The 21,332-nt window shown below is 47.6% G+C and carries 20 protein-coding genes; 11 read left to right on the top strand and 9 right to left on the bottom strand.

From position 1 onward, the window contains the following. Positions 1–5: 5 nt before the first annotated feature. The 4 genes from ACOGW3_RS27620 to ACOGW3_RS27605 all read right to left on the bottom strand — a co-directional run bounded on the left by ACOGW3_RS27620 (position 6) and on the right by ACOGW3_RS27605 (position 3,573). Complete coding sequence (locus ACOGW3_RS27620; protein WP_419905861.1) at positions 6–536, bottom strand: winged helix DNA-binding protein; 531 nt, start codon at positions 534–536, stop codon at positions 6–8. 57 nt (positions 537–593) lie between these two features. Beyond that, complete coding sequence (locus tag ACOGW3_RS27615; RefSeq protein WP_419905860.1) at positions 594–1,889, bottom strand: TRAP transporter large permease; 1,296 nt, start codon at positions 1,887–1,889, stop codon at positions 594–596. An 11-nt stretch (positions 1,890–1,900) separates the two neighbouring features. Beyond that, positions 1,901–2,473: a TRAP transporter small permease gene (locus tag ACOGW3_RS27610; protein ID WP_419905859.1), complete on the bottom strand. Its 573-nt coding sequence runs from the start codon at positions 2,471–2,473 to the stop codon at positions 1,901–1,903. A gap of 122 nt (positions 2,474–2,595) precedes the next feature. After that, a complete protein-coding gene (locus ACOGW3_RS27605; RefSeq protein WP_419905858.1) occupies positions 2,596–3,573 on the bottom strand; it encodes a TRAP transporter substrate-binding protein in 978 nt (325 codons plus the stop codon). Positions 3,574–3,832: 259 nt separating this feature from the next. On the opposite strand from ACOGW3_RS27605, the gene pxpB reads away from it, so the two are divergent. The 6 genes from pxpB to ACOGW3_RS27575 all read left to right on the top strand — a co-directional run bounded on the left by pxpB (position 3,833) and on the right by ACOGW3_RS27575 (position 8,509). After that, positions 3,833–4,579, top strand: a complete 747-nt coding sequence (gene pxpB, locus ACOGW3_RS27600) for a 5-oxoprolinase subunit PxpB (RefSeq protein WP_419905857.1) — start codon at positions 3,833–3,835, stop codon at positions 4,577–4,579. Continuing rightward, complete coding sequence (locus tag ACOGW3_RS27595) at positions 4,579–5,670, top strand: biotin-dependent carboxyltransferase family protein (RefSeq protein WP_419905856.1); 1,092 nt, start codon at positions 4,579–4,581, stop codon at positions 5,668–5,670. The genes pxpB and ACOGW3_RS27595 overlap by 1 nt, the downstream gene beginning before the upstream one ends. Then, positions 5,657–6,430 (top strand): LamB/YcsF family protein, encoded by a 774-nt coding sequence (locus ACOGW3_RS27590; RefSeq protein WP_419905855.1) that lies wholly within the window; start codon positions 5,657–5,659, stop codon positions 6,428–6,430. Before ACOGW3_RS27595 ends, ACOGW3_RS27590 begins: the two co-directional genes overlap by 14 nt. A gap of 397 nt (positions 6,431–6,827) precedes the next feature. Then, entirely contained in the window at positions 6,828–7,106 is a 279-nt protein-coding gene (locus ACOGW3_RS27585; RefSeq protein ID WP_419905854.1) for a hypothetical protein, read from the top strand. Positions 7,107–7,162: 56 nt separating this feature from the next. Next, entirely contained in the window at positions 7,163–7,879 is a 717-nt protein-coding gene (locus ACOGW3_RS27580; RefSeq protein ID WP_419905853.1) for a HupE/UreJ family protein, read from the top strand. 15 nt (positions 7,880–7,894) lie between these two features. Further along, positions 7,895–8,509, top strand: coding sequence for a transmembrane anchor protein (locus tag ACOGW3_RS27575; RefSeq protein WP_419905852.1), 615 nt, complete (start codon positions 7,895–7,897; stop codon positions 8,507–8,509). A gap of 113 nt (positions 8,510–8,622) precedes the next feature. Here ACOGW3_RS27575 and ACOGW3_RS27570 read toward each other — a convergent pair whose 3' ends face one another. Next, on the bottom strand, positions 8,623–9,693 hold the full coding sequence (locus ACOGW3_RS27570; RefSeq protein ID WP_419905851.1) for a D-TA family PLP-dependent enzyme: 1,071 nt from the start codon (positions 9,691–9,693) through the stop codon (positions 8,623–8,625). A gap of 44 nt (positions 9,694–9,737) precedes the next feature. Further along, positions 9,738–10,616 carry a MurR/RpiR family transcriptional regulator gene (locus ACOGW3_RS27565; protein WP_419905850.1) on the bottom strand — a complete coding sequence of 293 codons (879 nt, stop codon included), beginning with the start codon at positions 10,614–10,616 and terminating at the stop codon, positions 9,738–9,740. 235 nt (positions 10,617–10,851) lie between these two features. Between ACOGW3_RS27565 and ACOGW3_RS27560 the strand changes: the two genes are divergently transcribed. From ACOGW3_RS27560 to ACOGW3_RS27545, 4 genes are all read left to right on the top strand, one after another. Beyond that, on the top strand, positions 10,852–11,358 hold the full coding sequence (locus ACOGW3_RS27560) for a TRAP transporter small permease (RefSeq protein WP_419905849.1): 507 nt from the start codon (positions 10,852–10,854) through the stop codon (positions 11,356–11,358). Beyond that, positions 11,355–12,635, top strand: coding sequence for a TRAP transporter large permease (locus ACOGW3_RS27555; protein WP_419905848.1), 1,281 nt, complete (start codon positions 11,355–11,357; stop codon positions 12,633–12,635). The genes ACOGW3_RS27560 and ACOGW3_RS27555 overlap by 4 nt, the downstream gene beginning before the upstream one ends. 115 nt (positions 12,636–12,750) lie before the next feature. After that, a complete protein-coding gene (locus ACOGW3_RS27550) occupies positions 12,751–13,806 on the top strand; it encodes a DctP family TRAP transporter solute-binding subunit (RefSeq protein WP_419905847.1) in 1,056 nt (351 codons plus the stop codon). Positions 13,807–13,893: 87 nt separating this feature from the next. After that, positions 13,894–15,336, top strand: a complete 1,443-nt coding sequence (locus ACOGW3_RS27545) for a M81 family metallopeptidase (RefSeq protein ID WP_419905846.1) — start codon at positions 13,894–13,896, stop codon at positions 15,334–15,336. A 7-nt stretch (positions 15,337–15,343) separates the two neighbouring features. On the opposite strand, the gene ACOGW3_RS27540 is transcribed toward ACOGW3_RS27545, so the two are convergent. Then, positions 15,344–16,729 (bottom strand): M20 family metallopeptidase, encoded by a 1,386-nt coding sequence (locus ACOGW3_RS27540; RefSeq protein ID WP_419905845.1) that lies wholly within the window; start codon positions 16,727–16,729, stop codon positions 15,344–15,346. Beyond that, positions 16,730–18,262 (bottom strand): gamma-glutamyltransferase, encoded by a 1,533-nt coding sequence (locus tag ACOGW3_RS27535; protein ID WP_419905844.1) that lies wholly within the window; start codon positions 18,260–18,262, stop codon positions 16,730–16,732. 341 nt (positions 18,263–18,603) lie between these two features. Here ACOGW3_RS27535 and ACOGW3_RS27530 point away from each other — a divergent pair, with 341 nt between their 5' ends. Then, positions 18,604–20,280: a monovalent cation:proton antiporter-2 (CPA2) family protein gene (locus ACOGW3_RS27530; protein ID WP_419905843.1), complete on the top strand. Its 1,677-nt coding sequence runs from the start codon at positions 18,604–18,606 to the stop codon at positions 20,278–20,280. 172 nt (positions 20,281–20,452) lie between these two features. Here ACOGW3_RS27530 and ACOGW3_RS27525 read toward each other — a convergent pair whose 3' ends face one another. After that, the gene (locus tag ACOGW3_RS27525; protein WP_419905842.1) at positions 20,453–21,274 is read right to left on the bottom strand and encodes a substrate-binding periplasmic protein; all 822 of its coding nucleotides are present in this window, start codon (positions 21,272–21,274) and stop codon (positions 20,453–20,455) included. Positions 21,275–21,332: the final 58 nt, after the last annotated feature.

The raw sequence follows: 21,332 nt of genomic DNA, 5'->3' as shown, positions 1-21,332 counted from the left end.
AAGAGCTACAACGAAGCCGCGGCTCTTGAGGCTTGGTCATAAAGTCCGGATATACTACGCAGTACCTGGGCAGTATGGGTAATTTCATCTGATTTTGAATCTGTGGAAATAGCGGGATCAATCAGACAAAGTTCACGAATTTTACGGTACTCGGTACAGGCCTCGGCACCTTCTTCTGTCGTGGCGTAGAAGATTTCTTTGCCACGCTTCGTGCCCTTAACCAGTTTGGCTTTGATCAGCTTTTTCAGGGAATAGTTCACAGTGTGCGGATCTTCGACATTGAGGACAAAGCAAATGTCGTTCAGTCGTTTTTCCCTGTTGCGATGGTTTACATTGTGTAAGACCAGAACGTCCAGCGGATTGAAGTCCTGGTGGCCCGCCGCATTCATGCAGCGGACCATCCAACGTGAAAATCCATTAAAGGCGATGATCATGCCGTATTCCAATTCACTCATCTGCCAACCGTGTTCGCTTGCCAGGTGCTCCGAAGAAACGATAGGGCGCGGCGATTTTGGTGTGTCAGCAGAATCAGACATAACGGGTCCTTCTTGTTGAGTGAATACGGTACTGAGTGATCTTAGGATTAATCCTGTTTACATGTTGTTGGGAAGATAGGTCACGATCTCTGGTACGGCAATGATAATAGCAAGCGCCAAAATCAAGAGGCCGAAGAAGGGCAGAGCTGCCTTGGCGACTGTCAGGATATTTCTTCCAGTTAAGGCCTGTAAGACAAAGAGATTGAAGCCCACGGGTGGTGTGATCTGTGACATTTCAACGACGATAACAATATAGATGCCAAACCATAACGGATCGATACCTGCTTGTTCGACTAATGGCATGATTACGGAAGTGGTCAGGACCACGACGCTAATGCCATCCAGAAAACAGCCCAGGACGACAAAGAAAACGGTGAGGGCGGCGAGAAGTCCGTATGTGCTTAATTCAAGGCCACCGATCCATATCGCCAATAGTTTTGGAATTCCGGTAAAGCCCATGGCCACTGTAAGGAAGGCTGCGCCCGCTAAAATGAAGGCGATCATGCAAGATGTCTTGGTTGCCCCCATCAGGCCATCTAGGAAAGTGGTTTTGTTGAGGTCTCCCGTATACCACGATAGTAATAAGGCGAGAGTTACACCCACTGCAGCGGCATCGGTTGGGGAGGCGATGCCTGAATAAATCGAGCCGATCACTCCAGAAATCAGGGCGATCACAGGAAGCAGGCTTTTTGCGCGCTTTAATTTTTCTGTGAATGATATCTGTTCGATAATATCGGGAAGTTGATCTTTGTTTAGTAATGCCCATATGGCGACAAAACCAACAAACAGCGCAACCAGCAAGAGGCCAGGGATCACGCCTGCAATAAAGAGGCGGGCGATGGACTGCTCGGTCGCGACGCCGTAAACAATCAAAATAATGGATGGGGGGATCAGAAGTCCGAGGGTCGCAGAGCCCGCGAGGGTTCCGATCATCATACTTTCAGGATACTTGCGCTTTGATAGCTCAGGTATCGACATCTTGCCAATTGTCGCTGCCGTTGCTGCGGATGAACCAGAAACCGCTGCGAAAATCGCACAGCCAAAGATGTTTACGTGTAGGAGTTTTCCCGGAATTTTTCCCATCCAGGGCGATAGGCCGCTGAACATATCTGCAGAAAGGCGGGAGCGAAAAAGAATTTCTCCCATCCAGATAAAGAGGGGGAGAGCTGCTAGAGCCCAAGAGTTACTCGCGCCCCAGGCTGTGGTAGCAAGGACATCGCCGACTGGGGCGTCTGTGAAGGCAACCATGCCAAAGAGGCCAACGCCAAAAAGGGAGAAGGCGACCCAAACACCAGAACCAAGTAGGGCAAATAGTGTCAGAAGTAACAGTAGTGTTAGGTAAATTTCAGACATCGCAAAGCCCCCTATTCCGCGTGAAGATCAGCGTGATCTTGTTCCAGTAAGTTCTCGCCTTTGCCCTCATAACTCGGGTCCCGGCCACAGAGAACGCAGACTAGTTCATCTAAAAGAGCGAGAGAGAGTACAGCTAACCCGATCAGCATGGGGAGCATTGGTATCCAGATCGGTATGGCAATCATCCCTGGAGACAGGTCGTTGTAAGTGTAGGACTCGTGGACCAGGAAACCAGTATAGGCGGTAAAGTATATCGCCATTGCAGAGGCAATACCCAGGCACCAGATTTCTACGAAATGACGTGTTTTTGGCGATAGGTGCTGGAGTACGAGTGAAACCCGAATATGGCTGCCGTCACGCAGGGTGTAAGCAAGGGCAAGGAATGACGCGCCCGCAAGGAAGAAGCCCGTAAAATCTGCGTAAGAGGGAATGGTGAGGCCAAACGCTTCACCAGTTATCACGCTACTTATACGATCAAGCAGGTTGAGTACGACTTGAGCCATAACAGTAAGGCAGATCGCAACGATAAAAAATGCAGCTGTCCACCCGCTGATGGAATATATTTTATTGAGGAGCTGTCGCATGGTCGTACACACCTTCAGTTGACGATCATGTATTAAGGATGGCTGCTAAAACGAGGCAGTATGTCCTTAAATAAACATGGGCGGCCCGCTAACGAATTAGCATGACCGCCCATCAGGGAAACTTAGTTGCCGTAGGAAGTCAGAATTTCTGAGCCTTCACTGCCAGCATTTTCTTTCCACTCTGTGAGCATGCCAGAGCCAACGTCTTTCAGGCCTGTCATAAGCTTTTCAGCAGGTGGGTTTACTATGGTAACACCGTTGTCTTTCATGATTTTGATTTTGTTCTTGGTTTCGTCCTGGCTCATTGCCCAACCACGTTTTTCAGCTTTAGATGCAGCTGCAAGAACGAGTTTTTGTGTGGCTTCGTCTAGTTTGCGCCAGTACTTTTTATTGATCACGACGATATTTTTTGGAACCCAAGCTTGGATATGAGTGTAGTGAGAAACAAAATCCCAAGCTTTGCTGTTGGCGCCGGTAGAAGGTGATGTGATCATGGCTTCGACGCGACCCGTTGCGTAAGCTTGCGGGATATCAGGTACTTCTACTTGGGTAGGAGCTGCGCCAGTTAGGCTTGCGAATTTCTCAAGAGTAGCATTGTAGGCGCGGAATTTCAGACCTTTGAGGTCATCAACAGAATTGATCTCTTTTTTTGTATAGAGACCCTGTGGTGGCCACGGCACGGAGAAAAGTGGCATCAAGCCCTGTTTGTCGAGCAACTTGCTGATGACAGGTTTTTGCGCGGACCAGAGTTTGCCAGCTTCATCATAATTTGTTGCGAGGAAAGGGAGTGAATCCGCACCGAAAGCAGCGTGCTCGTTTGACAGGCGAGAGAGGAAGAACTCGCCAATTGGCACTTGGCCACTACGAACCGCATTTTTGATTTCTGGATGTTTGAAAAGTGATCCAGCAGAGTGAACTTTGATCTTTAGATCGCCGTTGGTCGCTGTTTCCACATCTTTAGCAAATTCGATGATGTTTGCTGTGTGGAATGTTTTGTCGGGATATGGTGTTGGCATGTCCCATGTGTCAGCGGAAGCTGTTGCGACTGTGCCCATAGCAATGGCAGCGACACCAGCGGTGAAGTTACGTAATAGTTTCATTTTGAAAACCTCCCAGGGTTTTGTAATTCGGCCTCGGTTTATTATGGCCACGACGTTTTTTTTGGCTCGTGTATTCCTGAATTACACTAAGGAAAAGCGAGCAGTTTCTTTGCGAATAATGAGCTTAAAAACGTGTGCCATTACTAACGCATGAACAAACAATGACATTTTGTTGACAAATAGTCAATAAAACAATAACGATTTATTGTTGATGTGTATCTGAAGCTGTAGTTCAATAAGAAAAAACAAGAGAGCTAACGTGGATATCCGAGTCCTTACATTGGGCGATAGCGCCTTCACTATCGAGTTTCCTTCCCTTAAGGGGGCTTTGGGGGCAAGGCGTGTGCGTGCCCTTCGTGCCCGAGTTCAGCAGGAAGTTGACCTGGGTAAATTGTTGGGGGTCTTGGATGTGATATCAGCCAGCCGTTCTCTAACAGTTTGTCTGGATCCTCAAAAGTCAGATTATGAATTGGTTCGTGATCTGATTGCTGACTTGGCGCGTGAGCCTGTTTCTGAGGTCAAAGACGAGGGCCAGTTATGGTCGCTACCGGCCTGTTATCAGGGTGAATATGCTCCTGATCTAGAAGAGGTGGCGCAGAGAAGTGGTCTAAGTGTCAAAGAAGTAATCGAACTCCATAGCTCGGTTACGTATGATGTTTTCTTGATTGGCTTTCTTCCGGGCTTTGCCTTTTTGGGAGAGATTGATAAAAAATTACGCTTCCCGAGAAGGACTAGTCCGCGTGTAAGGGTGCCTGCCGGATCGGTCGGAATAGCGAACGAGCAAACGGCCGTCTACCCTTGGGAAAGTCCTGGAGGGTGGCATCTTCTCGCACGTTGTCCCGTACCTTTTTTCAATACGGCATGGGAGCAACCTAGTTTATTGTCTCCGGGGGTTCTGGTGCGTTTTGACCCTATTTCAATCGTTGAATATGAAAAGCTTCAACGTGATCTCAGCTCCGGAGCTGTAAGCCCTCAATCTTTTCTTGTTGATCAAGGGAGAGATTAATGGGGGCGTCTCTTAAAGTAATTTCTCCAGGCATTGTTGCCTCAATCCAGGATGAGGGCCGTCGAGGGTACGCGGGGTTCGGTGTGCCGAGAAGTGGCGCCGCTGATCCTGTTGCGCTTCAAATTGGTAATGCCTTGGTTGGTAATGATCCGTTTGACGCGGCAATAGAGTTTCGTTTTTTAGGCCCTAAGGTGGTTGCCCATAAAGGGCGTGTCCGTCTGGGGTTGGCTGCGAATACAGCCGCCGAACTTATTCTTGCTGAAAATGGTGAAAAACTGAGTGTTTCAGCTTGGCAAACGGTCGTTCTCAACGAAGGAGATATCCTCGCGGTCTCTTCTATAGGTGATGGTGCTACGGGGTATCTTACCATAGAAGGTGGGTTCGATCTTACCCCCGTTCTTGATAGTTATTCGACCTACGCCAGAGCAAAACTCGGCGGATCTACGGGCTTGCCATTACAAGCTGGTGACGTGGTAGGTGCCAATCTCGACATTCCGCGTGATGGTATGGAGAAGGTCGTTAATTCTCCACCAGTGTTAGATCGCAAAACTGTGCGCGTCATGCTTGGGCCACAAGAGGATTATTTCTCTCAAGATGAGATAGTGAAATTCTCCAGTGAAGTTTATAACGTTAGTGGCGATGTCGACCGTATGGGGATCCGTATGGAAGGCGCAGAGCTGGTGCCTTTGCCAGAAAAGGGCAGTGATCTGATTTCGGATGGTCTTGTGCCTGGATCGATTCAGATACCGGGTAGCGGGCAGCCAATTGTTCTTTTTGTCGATTGCCAAACCATCGGTGGCTATCCCAAGATTGCGACTGTGATTACCGCTGATCTCCCCTTGCTTGGTCAGCTGCTACCCGGTGACAGTATCCGGTTTGAGCCCGTGAGCTTGGCGCAGGCACAGGCAGCATTAATTGATCAAAACTCGGCAATCCAAAACTCCATTTCCTCAATAGCTGAATATTTTGGCGAAGGGGTAATGGATTTAAAGGCGCTTTATAAAGCCAACCTGATCGGCGGTGTTGTCGATGCAAACCAGTCCGGACACTTTCCCGGCCACCTTGAGGGAACATCAAATGAAACTGATTAATCTTAACGCCGATATGGGTGAGGGATTTGGGAAGTATTCAATAGGTAATGATGCTGCCATGCTTGAGGTAATAGGTTCAGCGAATATTGCTTGTGGCTATCACGCCGGCGACCCGCTGGTGATGTCGACCACGACAAGGCTGGCCAAAGAAAAAGGTGTGAGCGTCGGTGCTCATCCCGCATTCCCCGATATACAGGGTTTTGGTCGCAGAAAGATGGTTTTACCGCTTCCAGAACTTGAAGCCATGATGGTCTATCAAATCGGGGCCTTGCAGGCCGTGGCTCAGAGCCAGGGGACGAAAGTTACTCACGTAAAACCCCATGGCGCGCTTAATAATATGGCCGCGGAAGATATGCCGATGTCGCTGGCAATTGCCCGTGCGATCGTTTCTGTCGATCCGTCCCTTATTCTTCTTGCAACCGCTGGCTCCTGCCTTTGTAAAGCCGGGTTGGAATTAGGACTGCCGACAGCAGGTGAAATCTTCGCAGACCGAACCTACGACGAAAACGGAAACCTGACACCGCGTTCGCAGCCTAATGCGGTCATTCATGATCCCGAGCAATCGGCAGATCAAATCCTGTCGTTCCTTGATGAGGGTAAAATCATTACGCCTTCAGGTAAGCGCATAGAAACCCCGATACACAGCATTTGTGTGCATGGTGATACGGAAGAGGCGGTGGCGATTGCCCATCGGGTAAAAGAACGGTTGGAACTAGCTGGTTTTGAACTGGCTCCACTCCCGAAGGTTATGGTGGTATAAAATACTGACAAAGGGTCATGTTTAGTGATCTAGTTAGAAATGAAAGCACCCTACTCAAGTATTGGATAACGAGAGTTTTAACGTCGTTCTATTCCTTTTAAGCATCTGGCTTCTAGGGAAATAGGTGGGATAACTTATTTTCACAGTTGTTAGGCTCGCCTGAGAAACTTCGCAGTTATCTTGTTGATCGCCTTAATGTCTCCATAGTTAGTAATAAAATACAAAGCGATGTTGTAGAAATTGACCGCATTGAGCACATCGTAGTAGAAATTAATCAGCTTAAGCCTGTAGGCAGAATGAAGGGGCGAGATAATTGAGGATTATGACGCGTGCATACAAGTACGTTCATACGCTAAGCATTGTAGGCATTTGTCTTGCCCTTGTTACGTGGTCAATTATGCCCTCCGTTACGCACTCACCTACTGTACTTGAAACGATTCAAGATCATCTTGAACAGGTTGAATCGCACGGCCATTCTCATGGTTTTGAAGAGGATCTCTTTTGGGCGATGCATGGCCACAGTCACGATGTGGCGGATCATGACCATAATCAGGTATTTCTATTTGTATCCCTTACCAATAATTATCCTTTATTATTAAGGGGGCCTTGGTTGAAGGTGGATTCAGTCGCTGGTCCTGAGGGGCATTTCCGTATTGAACGACCTCCACGTGTTTAATCTACGCAGCTTTGCTGTGTTCTTTTGATTGAATTAAACACTAACGGAGTTTTTCCATGAAAATCCTTGCTGGGGACAAGGCACGCGCGCCTATGCGTATTGTTATCCTCACTCTAAGCACGCTGGCATTCTTTGCTAATGCGGCATTTGCCCATGATGTCACACCAGGTGACGCGGGTTATATCCAAGAAATATGGGGGGTGCATATCATTCCCTTCATCTATCTCGGCGCAAAACACATGATGACAGGATATGACCATATCTTATTCCTTCTTGGGGTTGTGTTTTTTCTCTACCATATGAAAGACGTAGCAATTTACGTCACCCTTTTCGCAGTAGGTCATTCAGTTACGATGCTTCTGGGGGTGTGGTTCGGTTGGGGCATTAATGCCTATATCATTGATGCCATCATAGGGCTTTCAGTCGTATACAAGGCTCTCGACAATCTTGGGGCCTTTCAAAGATGGTTCGGATTTCAACCGAATACGAAAGTTGCGACCCTGATATTTGGCCTTTTTCACGGTACAGGGCTCGCCTCAAAAATCTTGGAGTATCAGATCGACCCTGACGGTCTTTTGGCAAACCTTCTGGCTTTCAATGTAGGCGTAGAAGTTGGTCAGCTTTTGGCCCTTTTTATCATACTGATTGTAATGGGATATTGGCGGCGCAGCCCTAATTTCCTGAAACAAGCTACCTATGCAAACTTAATTATGGTCACCCTGGGAGTTCTGCTAATGTATCAGCAGATCACGGGGTACTTGGCCAGCGCTTAACGATTGGATTATCAAATGCACAACGCACCAATACCAAAACTTGAAGACTTGCCTTCTAAAGCACAGCTACGTCGTTACTCCTTCATCGCTGGCATAGGGGCTGTTGCCATCGGTGTCATGGTATATATGCCCGCTGAACTAGGGCAAGACCCAACTGGTGTAGGCTCTCTCTTGGGGTTGACGAACATGGGCGAGATTAAGCAACAGCTTTTGAAGGAGGCAGGAAATGATGCCGAGCACCAGGAAGGCGATGGGGCTTCGTTTTTGCTGCAACAGATTCAAGGCTTATTTGTCTCAACAGCCTATGCTCAAGAGGTGCGGCAGGATGAGATCACCTTCACCCTTGCGCCAGGCGATTACTCTGAGATCAAGGTCACAATGGAGAAGGGGGCTGAGCTTATGTATTCATGGAAAGCTGAGGGTGGTCGGATCAATTTTGACCTCCACGCCCATGCTGGGGGAGAAGCCGTCACCTACGAAAAAGGCCGTGGTCAAATCTCGGGAACTGGAAGTTTTATAACTCCTTTCGCCGGAGATCATGGTTGGTTTTGGCGAAATCGTGACGGTGAAAATGTTACTGTCACTCTACAGCTCAGCGGCGACTATACGGCTATTGTACGGGGTAAATAATAATCATTAGAAAGGCGCACCCCAGAATAATGGGGTGCGCCCTGCTTGTGGTTGTTGGCTTGTTTTCGTAAAAAAGTGTTTTCTTGTTTGATCACAATTTAACTTCAACTTGATCAAGTAACTAGCCCTCTAGCAGCGATTAATGTTTTGGAGAGCTTGCCTTCTTCCTTTAAGTAAACGTAATCGACCATATTTGATACCACGCAGGCGTGGTTCGGAATGATATTGATCGTATCACCGACTTTTGGGGACCATGTGGTTTCGCTAAGGTCAATGATTCCATGCTCTTCGCTTAAGCTGGTTATAATGGCTTCTGGCGCTTCTTTGATTAAACCATAACCATCCAGCCCCAGGAGATCCGAGGTTAGAATCTTTGAGCCTGCGTCTATGATGGCGCGCGTTTGCGTCGGGCGGCTGATGACGGTTGCCTTTACGGTGAGGGCACAGTGTTCGACGGCGCAATGACCTGCGTTGATCAACGATCTGTCGTTGTAGATATAGGTGCCTGATCTATGTTCGTCTGCAATGGATACTTCTTGAGCGCGCCACATATTCGGGGTGCCGCCGCTGCTGATCCGCGGGCAAGGCAGGTCCTTTTCAAGAAGGATGTCTTTTGCCTGTGATAGCCAACTGTTGACGCTGTTTTGATCATCCATGGGGGGGTAGGTCATCAAGCCACCGAGTTGGAGGCCGCAAGCATTATGTATAAGCTTTGCCAGGTGGAGCACTTCCTGTGGAGACTGCGCGCCGCATCTACCTGCGCCGGTGTCACATTCTATTAAAACCTCCAGCGGAAAAGGTTCCCCGAGAAAGGCTTGATTAAGGCCGTCAATAACCTGCCCATTATCTGCGACGACTGATAGTTTGCATCGTTTCGATAGCTCGATCAATCGCTGTAGTTTTCCAGTGCCGAGGATATTGTAAGAGATGAATATATCTTCGATCCCAGCATTCGCCATAACTTCTGCCTCGCCAATTTTTTGACAAGTTATACCGACAGCACCGGCGGCTATTTGCAGCTTGGCCATGGAGGGGAGTTTGTGCGTTTTGATATGGGGGCGTATGGCTATGCCGTGTTGATCGCAATGCTTTTGAAAGCGGGCAATGTTCTTTTTCGCCACTGCTATATCAATAAGCACCGCGGGTGTTTCTACGACTTTTTCTGCGGCTTTTTCAGAATGCATTCGGAAAGCTCTTTCAATTCAAAAGGGGCGCTAGAGCAAAACCCTTAGTCCCCGATTGGTTGTGGGTCCGTGTTTCCGTGGAGAGCGGTTAGGCTGGCTCGTATCCGACGGAGGGTTTCTTTTGTTTTATCAGGCATTTGACGAGCAACGGAAGCCGCGAGAATGTCGATAATTGCAAGGAAAACCAGACGAGAGGCTGTTGGTTTGTAGATATCTGGGTCTTCTGGCAAGTCGATGCCGATAGTAAGGGAGCACGTTTGAGATAATTCTGAATTTGGTCGGGTTAGGCAAACCGTCGTTGCGCCGTATTGATTGGCTATTTTTGCGGTATCAATTAGGGCCCTCGGTGTTCCTGTTGAAGAGATGAAAAACATCAGATCATTTGGGCCAAGGGTTGCTGCGTGCATGCGTAAAAGATAGGCGTCGTTCAAGGATAGTGATGTAATGCCCAGCCGGAAAAAACGGTTAGCAGCATCAAACGCAACCGTTGTAGATCCCCCGCCCACACCACAGAAAATTAGGGTTTGAGCTTTTGTAATTGCCTCAACGGCATTTGCAATTTGCTCTGGATTAATTTGATTATGTGCAACGTTTGTTGTGGAAATCAACGCGCTTAGAACTTGATCAATAGTGCTGTCTGTTTTGGGATTTGGGCTCTCTGAGCGAGAGAGGTATTGAAGGCTGACGGCGACGTTTTGTGCAAGTTGAATTTTGAAATCCTTAAAGCCCTCGCAGCCAAGTTTCCTGCAAAATCGAATAACAGTTGGTTCGCTGACGTCGCATGCCTTGGCGAGGTTACTGACACTGGTTTGGCTGATGGTTTCGAGGTTTTCAAGTACGTAGGTAGATACCTGTTGCTCCCTGGCTTTAAAGCTGCCGTCCATCTTTCTGAGTTTTGTAATGAGGTCGAATGTACCAATCAAACCTATGCCCCTTGAGTATTTTATGTTTCGAATTTGTTTGTGCCGATGTGCAATTACAAAAACAATATACTACGTAGTTAAATTACGCAAATAGTCATATTTAGATAAAATAACTACCATTCAATGATGAAATTTAGCTGAATATGACTATTTGTGAAATTAAATTACGTAATTTTGCTTTACATCATGCGATTCTCATCAGTATATGTAGTAAAGTTACATTTTGGAGGGTTGGATGAGAAAGTTTGCGACTATTGCCAGTGAGAGACTGAACTGGATTGTAGAGCGGTTGGTCGCATTGCTCATGCTGTTATTGGTATTGGATGTATGGCTTGGTGTTATTGATCGGTATCTTTTTCATTGGCAACTCCCTTGGCCAGAAGTGTTGGCCCGTTACTTGATGATATGGGCTGCGTTGCTTGCGATCTCGGCTGGCATCGCTCGCAGAGAGCATATTGGTTTATCCATACTTATTGATCGACTGCCAAAGTTCCTGCGCCGTACATGCCTTTTTTCAGTTGATATTCTCACCTTTGGTCTTTTTGCCTTTTTATGTTGGTACGGCATTGATTTTGCCAATGGTGGCAGCAGCCGCCAGGCAATGATTTTCGATATGACGCTTGCAATGCCCTTTGCGGCAATCCCAGTTTCAGCAGCGATAGCTGCCCTCCAAGTCCTGTTCGTAGCCTTCAGAGATCAGGGCCAAGTCATGACACATACAAATGATGAGGTGATGCAATGATAGTTGGAATTGCCTTCGTCGTACTCGTCCTTATTGGCATGCCAATTGGCTTTGCGCTTGGGCTGGCTGGTGTGTTGGGGCTCGTTGATATGGGTGGAGGATCCTTTTTTGCCTTGGCCCCCAGTCGCATGTTCAACGGCTTAAATATATTCCCGTTTCTAGCGATGCCATTTTTTATTCTTGCCGGAGAAATTATGAACCATACGGGTATTACCCACCGTTTGGTTTCTTTAGCGCAAACATTGGTTGGACACTTTCGGGGGGGATTGGCCCACACTAATATGCTGGCTTCGGTCTTTTTTGCTGGACTTACGGGGGCCGCAACTGCCGATGCCGCAGCTTTTGGTAAAACATTGGTGCCGGCCATGGTAAAGCGTGGATACAGTCGGGATTATGCCTGTGCCGTTACAGCTGCGGGATCTATTATTGGGCCGACCATTCCTCCATCAGGCTTGATGGTTATTTACGGCTCTCTTATGGGAGTATCAATCGGTGGGCTATTTGCTGCTGGAATACTTCCTGGCCTTATAATTTGCTTTGTTTGTATGGTTGTTATTGCCATCGGCGTCAAAGCAAACAACCTTCCAGAAGCGGATAAACGAGCGAGCCTTAGAGAGTTTTTATCCGTCTTTAAGTCATCCATTCTCGCTCTGTTTATGCCAATTATCATTCTCGGCGGCATTCTTGGTGGCATTGTCACACCGACAGAAGCAGCATCCATTGCTGTTGCCTATGCGCTCTTCATCGGTGTTTTTGTCTATCGCTCTATCTCGGTTCCTGATTTTATCGGCATGCTCATTCGCACGGCGAGAATTACGGGCGTCATTTTTGTCATCATTGCCTTTGCTGCAATTCTTGGGTGGTGGTTGAGCTTTAACCGCATTCCACAGGAACTCGCTGAGGCAATTGTCTCTGTTTCAGATAACAAATACATCATCATCGCCCTTATTATTGGCATGTTGCTGGCCGTTGGTATGGTGATGGACATCACCGCAATCTTGATACTGCTTGCACCTGTGCTCGTACCTTTGACGGAACAGGTTGGTTTAGAACCAATCCATGCCGGGATCATATTTGTCCTTGCCTTGAACATCTCTTTGATGACCCCACCCGTCGGCGCCTGCCTCTTTGTTTTGTCCTCTGTCACGGGGGAGAGGCTTGAACGGATAGCTGCAAAGTTGTGGCCCTTCTTGATCGCTGAAGTTTCAATTTTATTCATTTTTGCTTTTTGGGAGGACCTCGCATTGGCGCTTCCCCGCATGCTGGGGTTCGCTTAACTCCGGAACTAGAGGGAGAGCGATTGCTCCCGGTCCTGTTGGCTGAAAGCTAATGGGATGAAACAGGCGCGAAGTTTGGGAAACGAATTTAAAATAAAAACTGGGAGACGTAAGAATGAAGTTTATGAAAAAAGTTGCATCCTCTGTCGCTGTCGGTGCTCTGTTGTGTGCAAGTGTGAGCGGGGCAATGGCTGGGCCAAAAGTACTTAAGTTTGGCCATGACAATAAAATGGATCCCTTTGAAAATCCTGCACATGCCTGTACAGCTGTTTTTGCCAATATCGTTGAAGCAGATACCAACGGTTCTATTGAGGTTGAGGTTTATCCTTCAAACCAACTGGGTTCCGCAAAAGAACACGTTCAGCTCGTTCGTGACAATGTTATCCAGGCGACGCTGACATCCACGGGGGCAATTTCATCATACTATCCGCGTATTGATGTCTTGAATTTGGCATTTGCTTTTGATCATAACGCCGCAACCTATGACGTGTTTGACGGTCCTTTTGGAGCCGAGCTTTCTCGAGATATTGAGGAAACTGTTAGTGGGATTAAGGTCCTAGGTTTCCCTGATACTGGTGGGTTCTTCGCTGTAACAAACTCAAAACACGCGATTAAAAATCTTGATGATTTCAAGGGCATTCGTGTGCGTACCATGACATTGCCGTCGCACCAGAAAATCATCCAGTCTCTGGGTGGAGAAGCTTATCCTTTGGCATGGGGTGAGGTCTATTCAGGGCTCCAAACGGGTGTAATTGATGGTCAGATGAACCCAGTTCCGATCATTTCATTCGCCAAATTTGCCGAAGTTCAGAAGTATATGACACTGACGAACCACCTTTTTGCACCCTACACCTTTATGGTTTCCAAGGCGTTTTGGGATGATCTCACCGCTGATGAGCAACGGGTTCTTAACTATGCGGCGAACTCTTGTGTTGTTGCCAGCCGTGGGTTGAGCCGTGTGATTGAAGCATCCGACCGTGGCCTTGCCGGATTGAAAGACAAAATTGAAGTAACGGCTCTTTCAGCTGAATCTCGCAACCAGTTTAAAACAGCTGCTCAACCTGTTGTTCTAAAACACATCGAAGAAACACTCGGTGCACAAGGGGTTACGCTTTTGGAGTTATTCCAAAAGGAACTTGGGAATGCCAATACGCGGAGCTACCTCAAATAAGCTCCGTTAGGAAAGGGGGAGGTTGTGTGTTTCTCCCCCTTTCACTCTAACTCAATTGATTTACTTATAGTATTGTGAGGCTTTCCAGTGCGGGTATTTTGCGCATCGATTGCGACAGAAACGAATACATTTTCTCCTTTGCGGGCAGACATAAGTGACTTTATGGAAAGCTTTTATGCTGCACCAGGTGATCATCCGGAAACGCCGACACTGTGTAGTGCTGTTTTCCCTGTTTGCCGTCGTCGCGCAAAAGATGAGGGTTGGAAGCTGATTGAAGGAACCGCCACCTGGGCTGAGCCGGGTGGAATCGTTAACGAGCAAACATGGAACAGTTTGCGTGATGAAGTCCTCGATCAGTTGAGAGATGCTTTGCCTGTCGATGCCGTGATTCTCGGTTTACATGGCGCCATGGTGGCACAGAATTGTCAGGATTGTGAAGGCACTTTGCTCTCGGAAATTCGAAATATCGTTGGACCAGATGTGGTTATAGGTGCGACCCTGGATCCGCACAGCCATCTTTCAAAAAAACGAACTGAATCAGCTGATATTTTGGTAGCATTCAAAGAGTTTCCCCATACTGATTTTGTCGAACGGGCTGAGGACTGTGTCGATCTTGTTCTCCGGACGGTAAAGGGTGAGATCAAACCCGTAATCCACGTCGCCGATTGCAATATGATCGAAGTCCTCCCTACCAGTCGTGAACCCATGCGCAGTTTCGTTGATAGGTTAGTAGAGCTTGAAGGAAAAAATGGGGTTCTATCTCTTTGTGTTATTCACGGGTTTATGGCCGGGGATGTCCCGGATATGGGAACCAAGATATTTGTCGTTGCGGAAGGCAATACGGATGTTCCTGCACAACTCGTAAAAGATTTAAGTCAGGAACTTTTTTCGTTTAGAGGGAAAACAAGACCTGAATTTTTAGCCCCGGATGAAGCTGTCAAAAGAGCGATCGAAGCTGATAGAGGTCCGGTTGTTATTGCGGACGTATGGGATAATCCCGGAGGCGGCGTACCGGGTGATTCTACCATTCTATTACGTACGCTCGTTGAGCATGAGGCTTTTGATGCAGCGGTTGGGACGATATGGGATCCCATGGCGGTACGTACGTGTATCTCGGCTGGGGAAGGTGCGACATTAAAATTACGGTTTGGCAGTAAAATGTCAGATACTGCCGGGCCTCCTATAGATGCAGACGTAAAAGTTCTGAAAATCGTTCGAAATGCTACTCAGAATTTTGGTAAATCTATTGTGCCTTTGGGGGATGCCGTTGCGATTGATTACATGGGAATCACGGTTATTCTCAATTCAAATCGTAGCCAAAGTTTTGATCCCAGTCTCTTTAGTAATCTTGGGGTCGATCCCAGGTCCAAGAAAATACTCGCGATAAAATCAACAAACCATTTCTACGATGGTTTTAAGCCGATCGCTTCAGAGATTTTGTATGCAAGTGTTGATGGTCCATACCCAAACAATCCGCGCACAACAAATTACCGTTATGCGCGGAAGGACATTTGGCCAAGGGTTGGTTAAGAGTGGCTTAGTTTCTCTTAATGCCTTTCTCGGCAATATCCCAAAACAGTCCAGCCATATTTCTCAGGCCATCACGGGAAATGGATTTTAAGATGTGTTCATCTGGGGCGTGTTGGGAACATCCGCCATAAGAATGTGGCACCCATACTGTTGGTAGCTCGAGAATGTCACTGAAGGTATCATTGGGGAGCGATCCTGCAAGATTGGGCAGGATGTGTGGTGTCTTACCACTGGTCTTTGATATTGATTCCGCCGTGAATTGTACCCAGGGGTGATCAGGATTGAGGCGTGTTGCTTTGAAGCACACATCTTCGGCGGGCTTAATCGTAACGTTATCAAACCCGCCCTTATCAAGGTGGTTACGAAGAGCCGGGAGGATTTGATCTACGTCGGTGCCAACGACAAAACGTAACTGACAATGTGCAGAAGCACTACCTGAAATGGCGTTTACCGGTGCTTCTGGGACACCGCTTTTCATCGCAAGTACAGAAAAGGAGTTCCAGCCAAACGCCCGCTCTACTGGGGTGAGATCTTTTTCTCCCCAGTCTTGATTTATTTCGGGGCCGCCTTCAATAGGAAGCCCTTTTAAAGTATCTTTAATATCAGGAGTGAGGCTTGTGGGACGCCAGTCATCGATTAAGATCTGGCCTCTGGCATCGGTAATGGATGCAAGGGCATGGGCTAGGATAATTGCCGGATCAGCGAGAAGGCCACCCCAATTCCCTGAATGATTTGCGCCCTCCCGTAACTTGACTTCAAGATCGAAATTTATGGCCCCCCGGGTTCCCATAAACAAAGTTGGTGTGTCGGGCTGTAATCGCGGTCCGTCAGAGGCGATAAGGACGTCTGCCCTCAGGCGTTCTTTTTGCTCTTTAAAGAAGTCTGCAAGCCCGGCAGACCCGGTTTCTTCCGAAGTTTCAATAATCACTTTAACGTTGAAACCAAAACTGCCGCGTTCTTTGAGTAAGCAAGACAGAGCCGAGAGATTGATGAGGTGTTGGCATTTGTTATCCGCTGTGCCGCGGCCATAAATTTTTTCATCCTCCACGACAACTTTGAAGGGATGCAGGCCTTCACGCCATTGATCCGTTTGGGCTCTAATTACGTCACCGTGGCCATAGGTCAGGATAGTCTGGAAAGCGGGATCCTCTATACGTTCGCCAACAAGGATTGGCCCTCCATTTTGATCTGGGTTTTCAAATATCTCTGAGGTGAACCCCATAGAATTTAAGAGTGGGGTAATCCCTTCAATGAGGTATCTGTAGAGTTCTTCGCGTTGATCTGGGTTTTGACTTTCGGTCTCAATCGCCACTAGAAGGGAAATGTCTTCCAGAAAAGAACCGTCGTCAAAATACGTCTCTGCTTTTTGGATCGTGCCTTCACGTGTTGTCATTTACTTGGTTCTCTCTGATACCGCGTCACCCCACGGGGACATGATTTCTGTACAGCCCATATTCTTACCCTTTTCTCTCATTACGCCTGCGGGGCAGGCAAAGGCATAGGGGAATACGGTTCGTTTGGTGGTGGCGACCTGGTTGTCTTTTGATAGAGCCGCAATGATTTCTGGGGAAAGATCCTCGTCGGCGATGATGGCATCTCCACCTGACACATCCATTCTTGGATGGTGGAAAGCATCTTCCAGGGACATGTCGAAGTCAGTCATAAACGAAGATAAATGCATGACCGCAGGCATGATTTTGCGGCCACCCGAAGCGCCCAAAGCAAATCGTTTGTCGCCCTTTTCACCGATAACGGGGCAAACATTCATCAGGCATCTTTTATTCGGCGCTAAAGAATTGGGGTGCCCGGGTTCTGGATCGAACCACATGACACCATTGTTCATTAGAAATCCGGTGGATGGCGAGACAACACGAGAGCCAAACAACGACAGGAGTGTCTGGGTCATCGACACCATATTGCCGTGGCGATCGACGATGGAAAAATGAGTCGTGCAAGAGGGCGAGTGAGGTGCATCCTGATCGCCCATACTTTCCAATCGGCGTTTATAGGAAGCCTGCAACGCTTTGGCATAGGATTGAAATGTTTCAGGGTTGGGGGCTTGTTCCGGATCGAACATGTCCTCAAGCTGTCCTAGAGTGTCTGCGAGAGTTGGGCCTGCAGTCAGAGTTGGTGTTGCGAGGATACGGCTTCCCCGGTATGGAATTTCGAGAGCCTCTTCAAAATCAACCGAATAGTCCGCAAGATCTTCCATGGAAAGAAAGCCACCCTTGTCCAGAACGTCCTTAGTCATGGCGGCGGCGATATCGCCGGTGTAAAAATCCTGAGCTCCGGCTTCTCCAAGCTGGGTTAGTGTGCTTGCAACTTTGGACAAGCTAATGCGTTTTTCCGAGAGAGCTGTCCAACCTGCAATCGTTGGCCATTGACCGTCTTCTAAAAACATGGCGGCGGCATCGGAGTCCGCTGATAGCGCACGGGTACCAGACGCGATTACAAGGGCAGCGTACCAGTCAACGCGAAGTCCTGCTTTTGCTTCTCGAATTGCGGGTTTTAGTAGTTCATTCCAAGGCATCTTGCCAAATGCTTCATGAGCCTTTGAGGTTCCAGCTACAGTGCCGGGGACGGCAATGGAAAGGGGGCCTTGAACGTTTTTGTCGCCGACAACAGATTTCCAGGGAAAGAGATCAGCAGCTTTTCCATCTTTTGCTAAAGGAAAGGCATTTGTGTCCAGTGCTTTGGGGGACTTCATACCATAGGTGAGTGCATAGGCCTTTTGTTCCTCTTCCCTCCAAATCATCATGGCGCCACCACCGGCGGGACCGCTCATCCAGGGTTCAAGAACGCCCATGGCAAAAGAGACTGCAACCGCAGCGTCAACTGCATCCCCGCCGTCTTCAAGAACTGCGGCACCAATTTCAGCAGCTTTAACGTGTTGTGCAGCGACAACTCCGCCAGTTGTAACAGACACAGGCTTACGAATGGTTTGTGATCGAGAAAAATTGTGGTTCAAGGAATGAATCTTTCAGAGTAAAGGGGATATTGGATAATTTATATTGCTAGTTTGTCCTTCTTCCCTGGATTGGTCAAAGGGGATAACCGCGCGATCTCTAATAAATTGATATATTAGAAATATGATCTGAAAACTCAAAACAATGTACTCATTTTTATGAATTTTCTTGGTTAACCATATTTATTTGTTAACGAGATGCTCTTATCCTTAGGGGAGTTCAAACAAGGGTGTCTTGAGATCCTCTGAGGCATAACCGCGAAATGAACTAATGTTTTTAAGCTTTGGGGAAGGGGATATCTATGCTCGAGATCGTATCGCTTCTGGCGGCATCCGTTGTGGCGGTTTTGTTGTTCAGTCGATTGGGTCTTGGTTCTGTTCTGGGGTATCTTTTTGCTGGTGCGGTTATTGGCCCCGCTGGATTTGCCCTTGTTAACGACGCGACTTACATGCGCCATATCGGTGAATTTGGTGTAGTTTTCCTCCTCTTTCTTATCGGCATAGAGATCAAACCTCAACGCTTGTGGGTGCTTCGTAAACTTGTCCTTGGTCTTGGCGGGTTACAGGTGGCCATTTCAGGATTGCTGATTGCCGGGCTTGCCTATTTTATATTGGGAATTCCGAAAGAGACAGCCGGCGTTATCGGGTTTGGCCTGGCGCTGTCATCAACGGCCTTCGGTGTCCAAATTCTGGCGGATAAACATCAAACGACCAGTCACTGGGGGCGCGTTAGCTTTTCAGTTCTGTTGTTTCAAGATTTGGCCGTTGTCCCGCTTTTGATCCTGTTGCCTCTTTTGGCTATCGGAGAGATGCGTTTCTCAGTGTCGATGGGTTTCGCGTTGGTCCAGTCGGTTGGAATTTTTATTTCGGTGCTCGTTGTCGGGCGCTTTGCGATCAACCCTCTGTTGCACACTATTGCACATACTAAAAACAGCGATGTCTTTGTTGCCACAGCCCTTTTACTGGTTCTAGGGTTCGCCTGGATCATGGAGTTGGTCGGGCTTTCGATGGCCATGGGCGCGTTTATCGCGGGTGTTCTCTTATCTGAATCTGAGTACAAGCAACAAATTGAAGCGGATATCATGCCGTTTCGTGGCTTGTTGTTGGGGTTGTTTTTTATGAGTGTCGGCATGACGTTTGTGCCGGCATCCCTTTTTACTAATCTCGAACAGGTTATTTTGGGGGCGCTTGTCCTTCTTATCGTTAAGGCCGTGGTTATTATTGTCCTCGCAAAGACTTGGAAGGTTCCGCTCTCAATAGCAGTGAGATGTGGATTTTTATTGTCCCAAGCGGGAGAATTTGGGTTTGTTCTCTTTACTCTGGGTGACAGTCTCGGTCTTTTGCCAGAGGGCATGATGGAGATTCTCATCGCCGTTATCGTTCTCAGTATGGTCATGACACCGCTTATGGTGAAGATGGGCGAGATAATTGCTGAAAAGCTAAAGTCGCCAGCTTCCTATGCCATGGAAACATCTGAACCCGTACCAGAACGCCCTGTTATCGTCGCTGGTTTTGGTCGGGTTGGGGAGGTTATCGCAGGAATGCTTCGCAATGTTGATGTGAGTTGTGTTGCCGTGGATATGGATGCCAAGAAGGTCGCTGAGGGAAGGCGGCTTGGATACAATGTTCTGTTTGGTGATGCCAGTCGACCCGAGATCTTAAAGGCCATGGGTGCCGTGCGTGCCCGTTTAATGGTCATTACACTGGATGATTATAAAGCTGCAGAAAGTGTCGTACGGACGATGAAGCGCCTTTACCCTGATGTACCTCTACACGTGCGTGTTCGCGATTGGGATGACGCGGATCATTTTACCGAACTCGGGGCTTCCCATGCGATACCGGAAACGGTTGAAGCAAGCTTGCGTTTGGGGGCTTCGACATTGGAAGCCGCAGGGGTCGGTGAAGACGAACGGCGGGACTTGTTTGAGTATCTACGCGAAGGGGATTATGAAAAACTCAGGGATTATCACAAGCTCTAATCACAATTATTATTTGTTTCCATTTGTTTTGGCGAAGGTGGTTTAAAATCGCGGGCTGCTTTCGATAACCCGGATATACTCAGCATTCGAATATCCGTAGCTCTCAATCCAGGAAGCTGAGATGACGTTAGCCTTTATTCTTATCCGGGGCTTTCTCAGCCAATTGGCTAAATTACCAATTGATGCCATATTTAATTTCAATCCACCTGTATTCAGGTGCTTGAGTCACGGAATGAATAATGTGCTCAAGCTTTTTGGCGGATATGGGACCATTCTTACGGACAATGCCGATAAAGTTATAGGGCTGATCGTATGTGTTGGAGACCGAGATAAGGTCTTTTAAGTTTTTGTGAGTTTGCAGATATTGAAGTAAATACGTTTCTGTGATCACGCCGACCTCAACCCTGTTGCCAAGAACGAGTTTAAGGATCTGAATTTGTTTGTCTACGAGGGTAATATCAAATCGATCATTGAGTTTATCCGGATCAGATTCAAAGTCTGCAAAATTGTAATGGTAGCCTAAAATAGCCCCAATTTTCTTATTTGGTAGATCGTTGAAATAAGTTTGATTTGTCACGTTTGAAGCTAAGGCAATATAGCGTTCACCACCGCTCAAATATACGTCGGTTATCTCAACTTTTGCTTCATCCCAGCCCCACTGAATATGATCAAACAAGGAGACGTCATACACGCCTTTATCAAACAGGTGATGTCGACGACGGGGGCTTATTTCAATGGTTTCAAATCTATAGTCGGATTGGATTTCATTCATTGCCTTGATGAGATCAATTCCAAGTCCAGTAGAGGGGGCATTATTTGATACAATATAAAAGGGAGGGAAGTGAGTTATATTTATACGGACGGTTTCGATTGCTTCAACGCTGTTTAGTAAAGCGCTATTGATTAACAAAAAGATGAATAATTGACGCATCCTTTTGGAAGACAACAAAAGCAAATTATAAATTAAAATGGTGCCCCGATAAGCTTGTACCAAGTTAATTGCCTCTTATAGAAATAGCTCTATCACATAGCTTTACTGTATAATGATGGGT

Origin of the sequence: Kiloniella sp., from assembly GCF_965205715.1 — a bacterium.
GTDB lineage: Bacteria > Pseudomonadota > Alphaproteobacteria > Kiloniellales > Kiloniellaceae > Kiloniella.
Note: the sequence above shows the minus strand (reverse complement) of the source record. Positions and strands in the feature narration are given on the sequence as shown.

Coding starts and splice junctions, on each gene's coding strand:
- ACOGW3_RS27590 (WP_419905855.1), top strand. CDS start 5,657: ATGAAACTGATTAATCTTAACGCCGATATGGGTGAGGGATTTGGGAAG.
- ACOGW3_RS27605 (WP_419905858.1), bottom strand. CDS start 3,573: ATGAAACTATTACGTAACTTCACCGCTGGTGTCGCTGCCATTGCTATG.
- ACOGW3_RS27610 (WP_419905859.1), bottom strand. CDS start 2,473: ATGCGACAGCTCCTCAATAAAATATATTCCATCAGCGGGTGGACAGCT.
- ACOGW3_RS27540 (WP_419905845.1), bottom strand. CDS start 16,729: ATGACAACACGTGAAGGCACGATCCAAAAAGCAGAGACGTATTTTGAC.
- ACOGW3_RS27580 (WP_419905853.1), top strand. CDS start 7,163: ATGAAAATCCTTGCTGGGGACAAGGCACGCGCGCCTATGCGTATTGTT.
- ACOGW3_RS27570 (WP_419905851.1), bottom strand. CDS start 9,693: ATGCATTCTGAAAAAGCCGCAGAAAAAGTCGTAGAAACACCCGCGGTG.
- ACOGW3_RS27530 (WP_419905843.1), top strand. CDS start 18,604: ATGCTCGAGATCGTATCGCTTCTGGCGGCATCCGTTGTGGCGGTTTTG.
- ACOGW3_RS27555 (WP_419905848.1), top strand. CDS start 11,355: ATGATAGTTGGAATTGCCTTCGTCGTACTCGTCCTTATTGGCATGCCA.
- ACOGW3_RS27560 (WP_419905849.1), top strand. CDS start 10,852: ATGAGAAAGTTTGCGACTATTGCCAGTGAGAGACTGAACTGGATTGTA.
- ACOGW3_RS27620 (WP_419905861.1), bottom strand. CDS start 536: ATGTCTGATTCTGCTGACACACCAAAATCGCCGCGCCCTATCGTTTCT.
- ACOGW3_RS27585 (WP_419905854.1), top strand. CDS start 6,828: ATGCCCTCCGTTACGCACTCACCTACTGTACTTGAAACGATTCAAGAT.
- ACOGW3_RS27615 (WP_419905860.1), bottom strand. CDS start 1,889: ATGTCTGAAATTTACCTAACACTACTGTTACTTCTGACACTATTTGCC.
- ACOGW3_RS27550 (WP_419905847.1), top strand. CDS start 12,751: ATGAAGTTTATGAAAAAAGTTGCATCCTCTGTCGCTGTCGGTGCTCTG.
- ACOGW3_RS27595 (WP_419905856.1), top strand. CDS start 4,579: ATGGGGGCGTCTCTTAAAGTAATTTCTCCAGGCATTGTTGCCTCAATC.
- ACOGW3_RS27575 (WP_419905852.1), top strand. CDS start 7,895: ATGCACAACGCACCAATACCAAAACTTGAAGACTTGCCTTCTAAAGCA.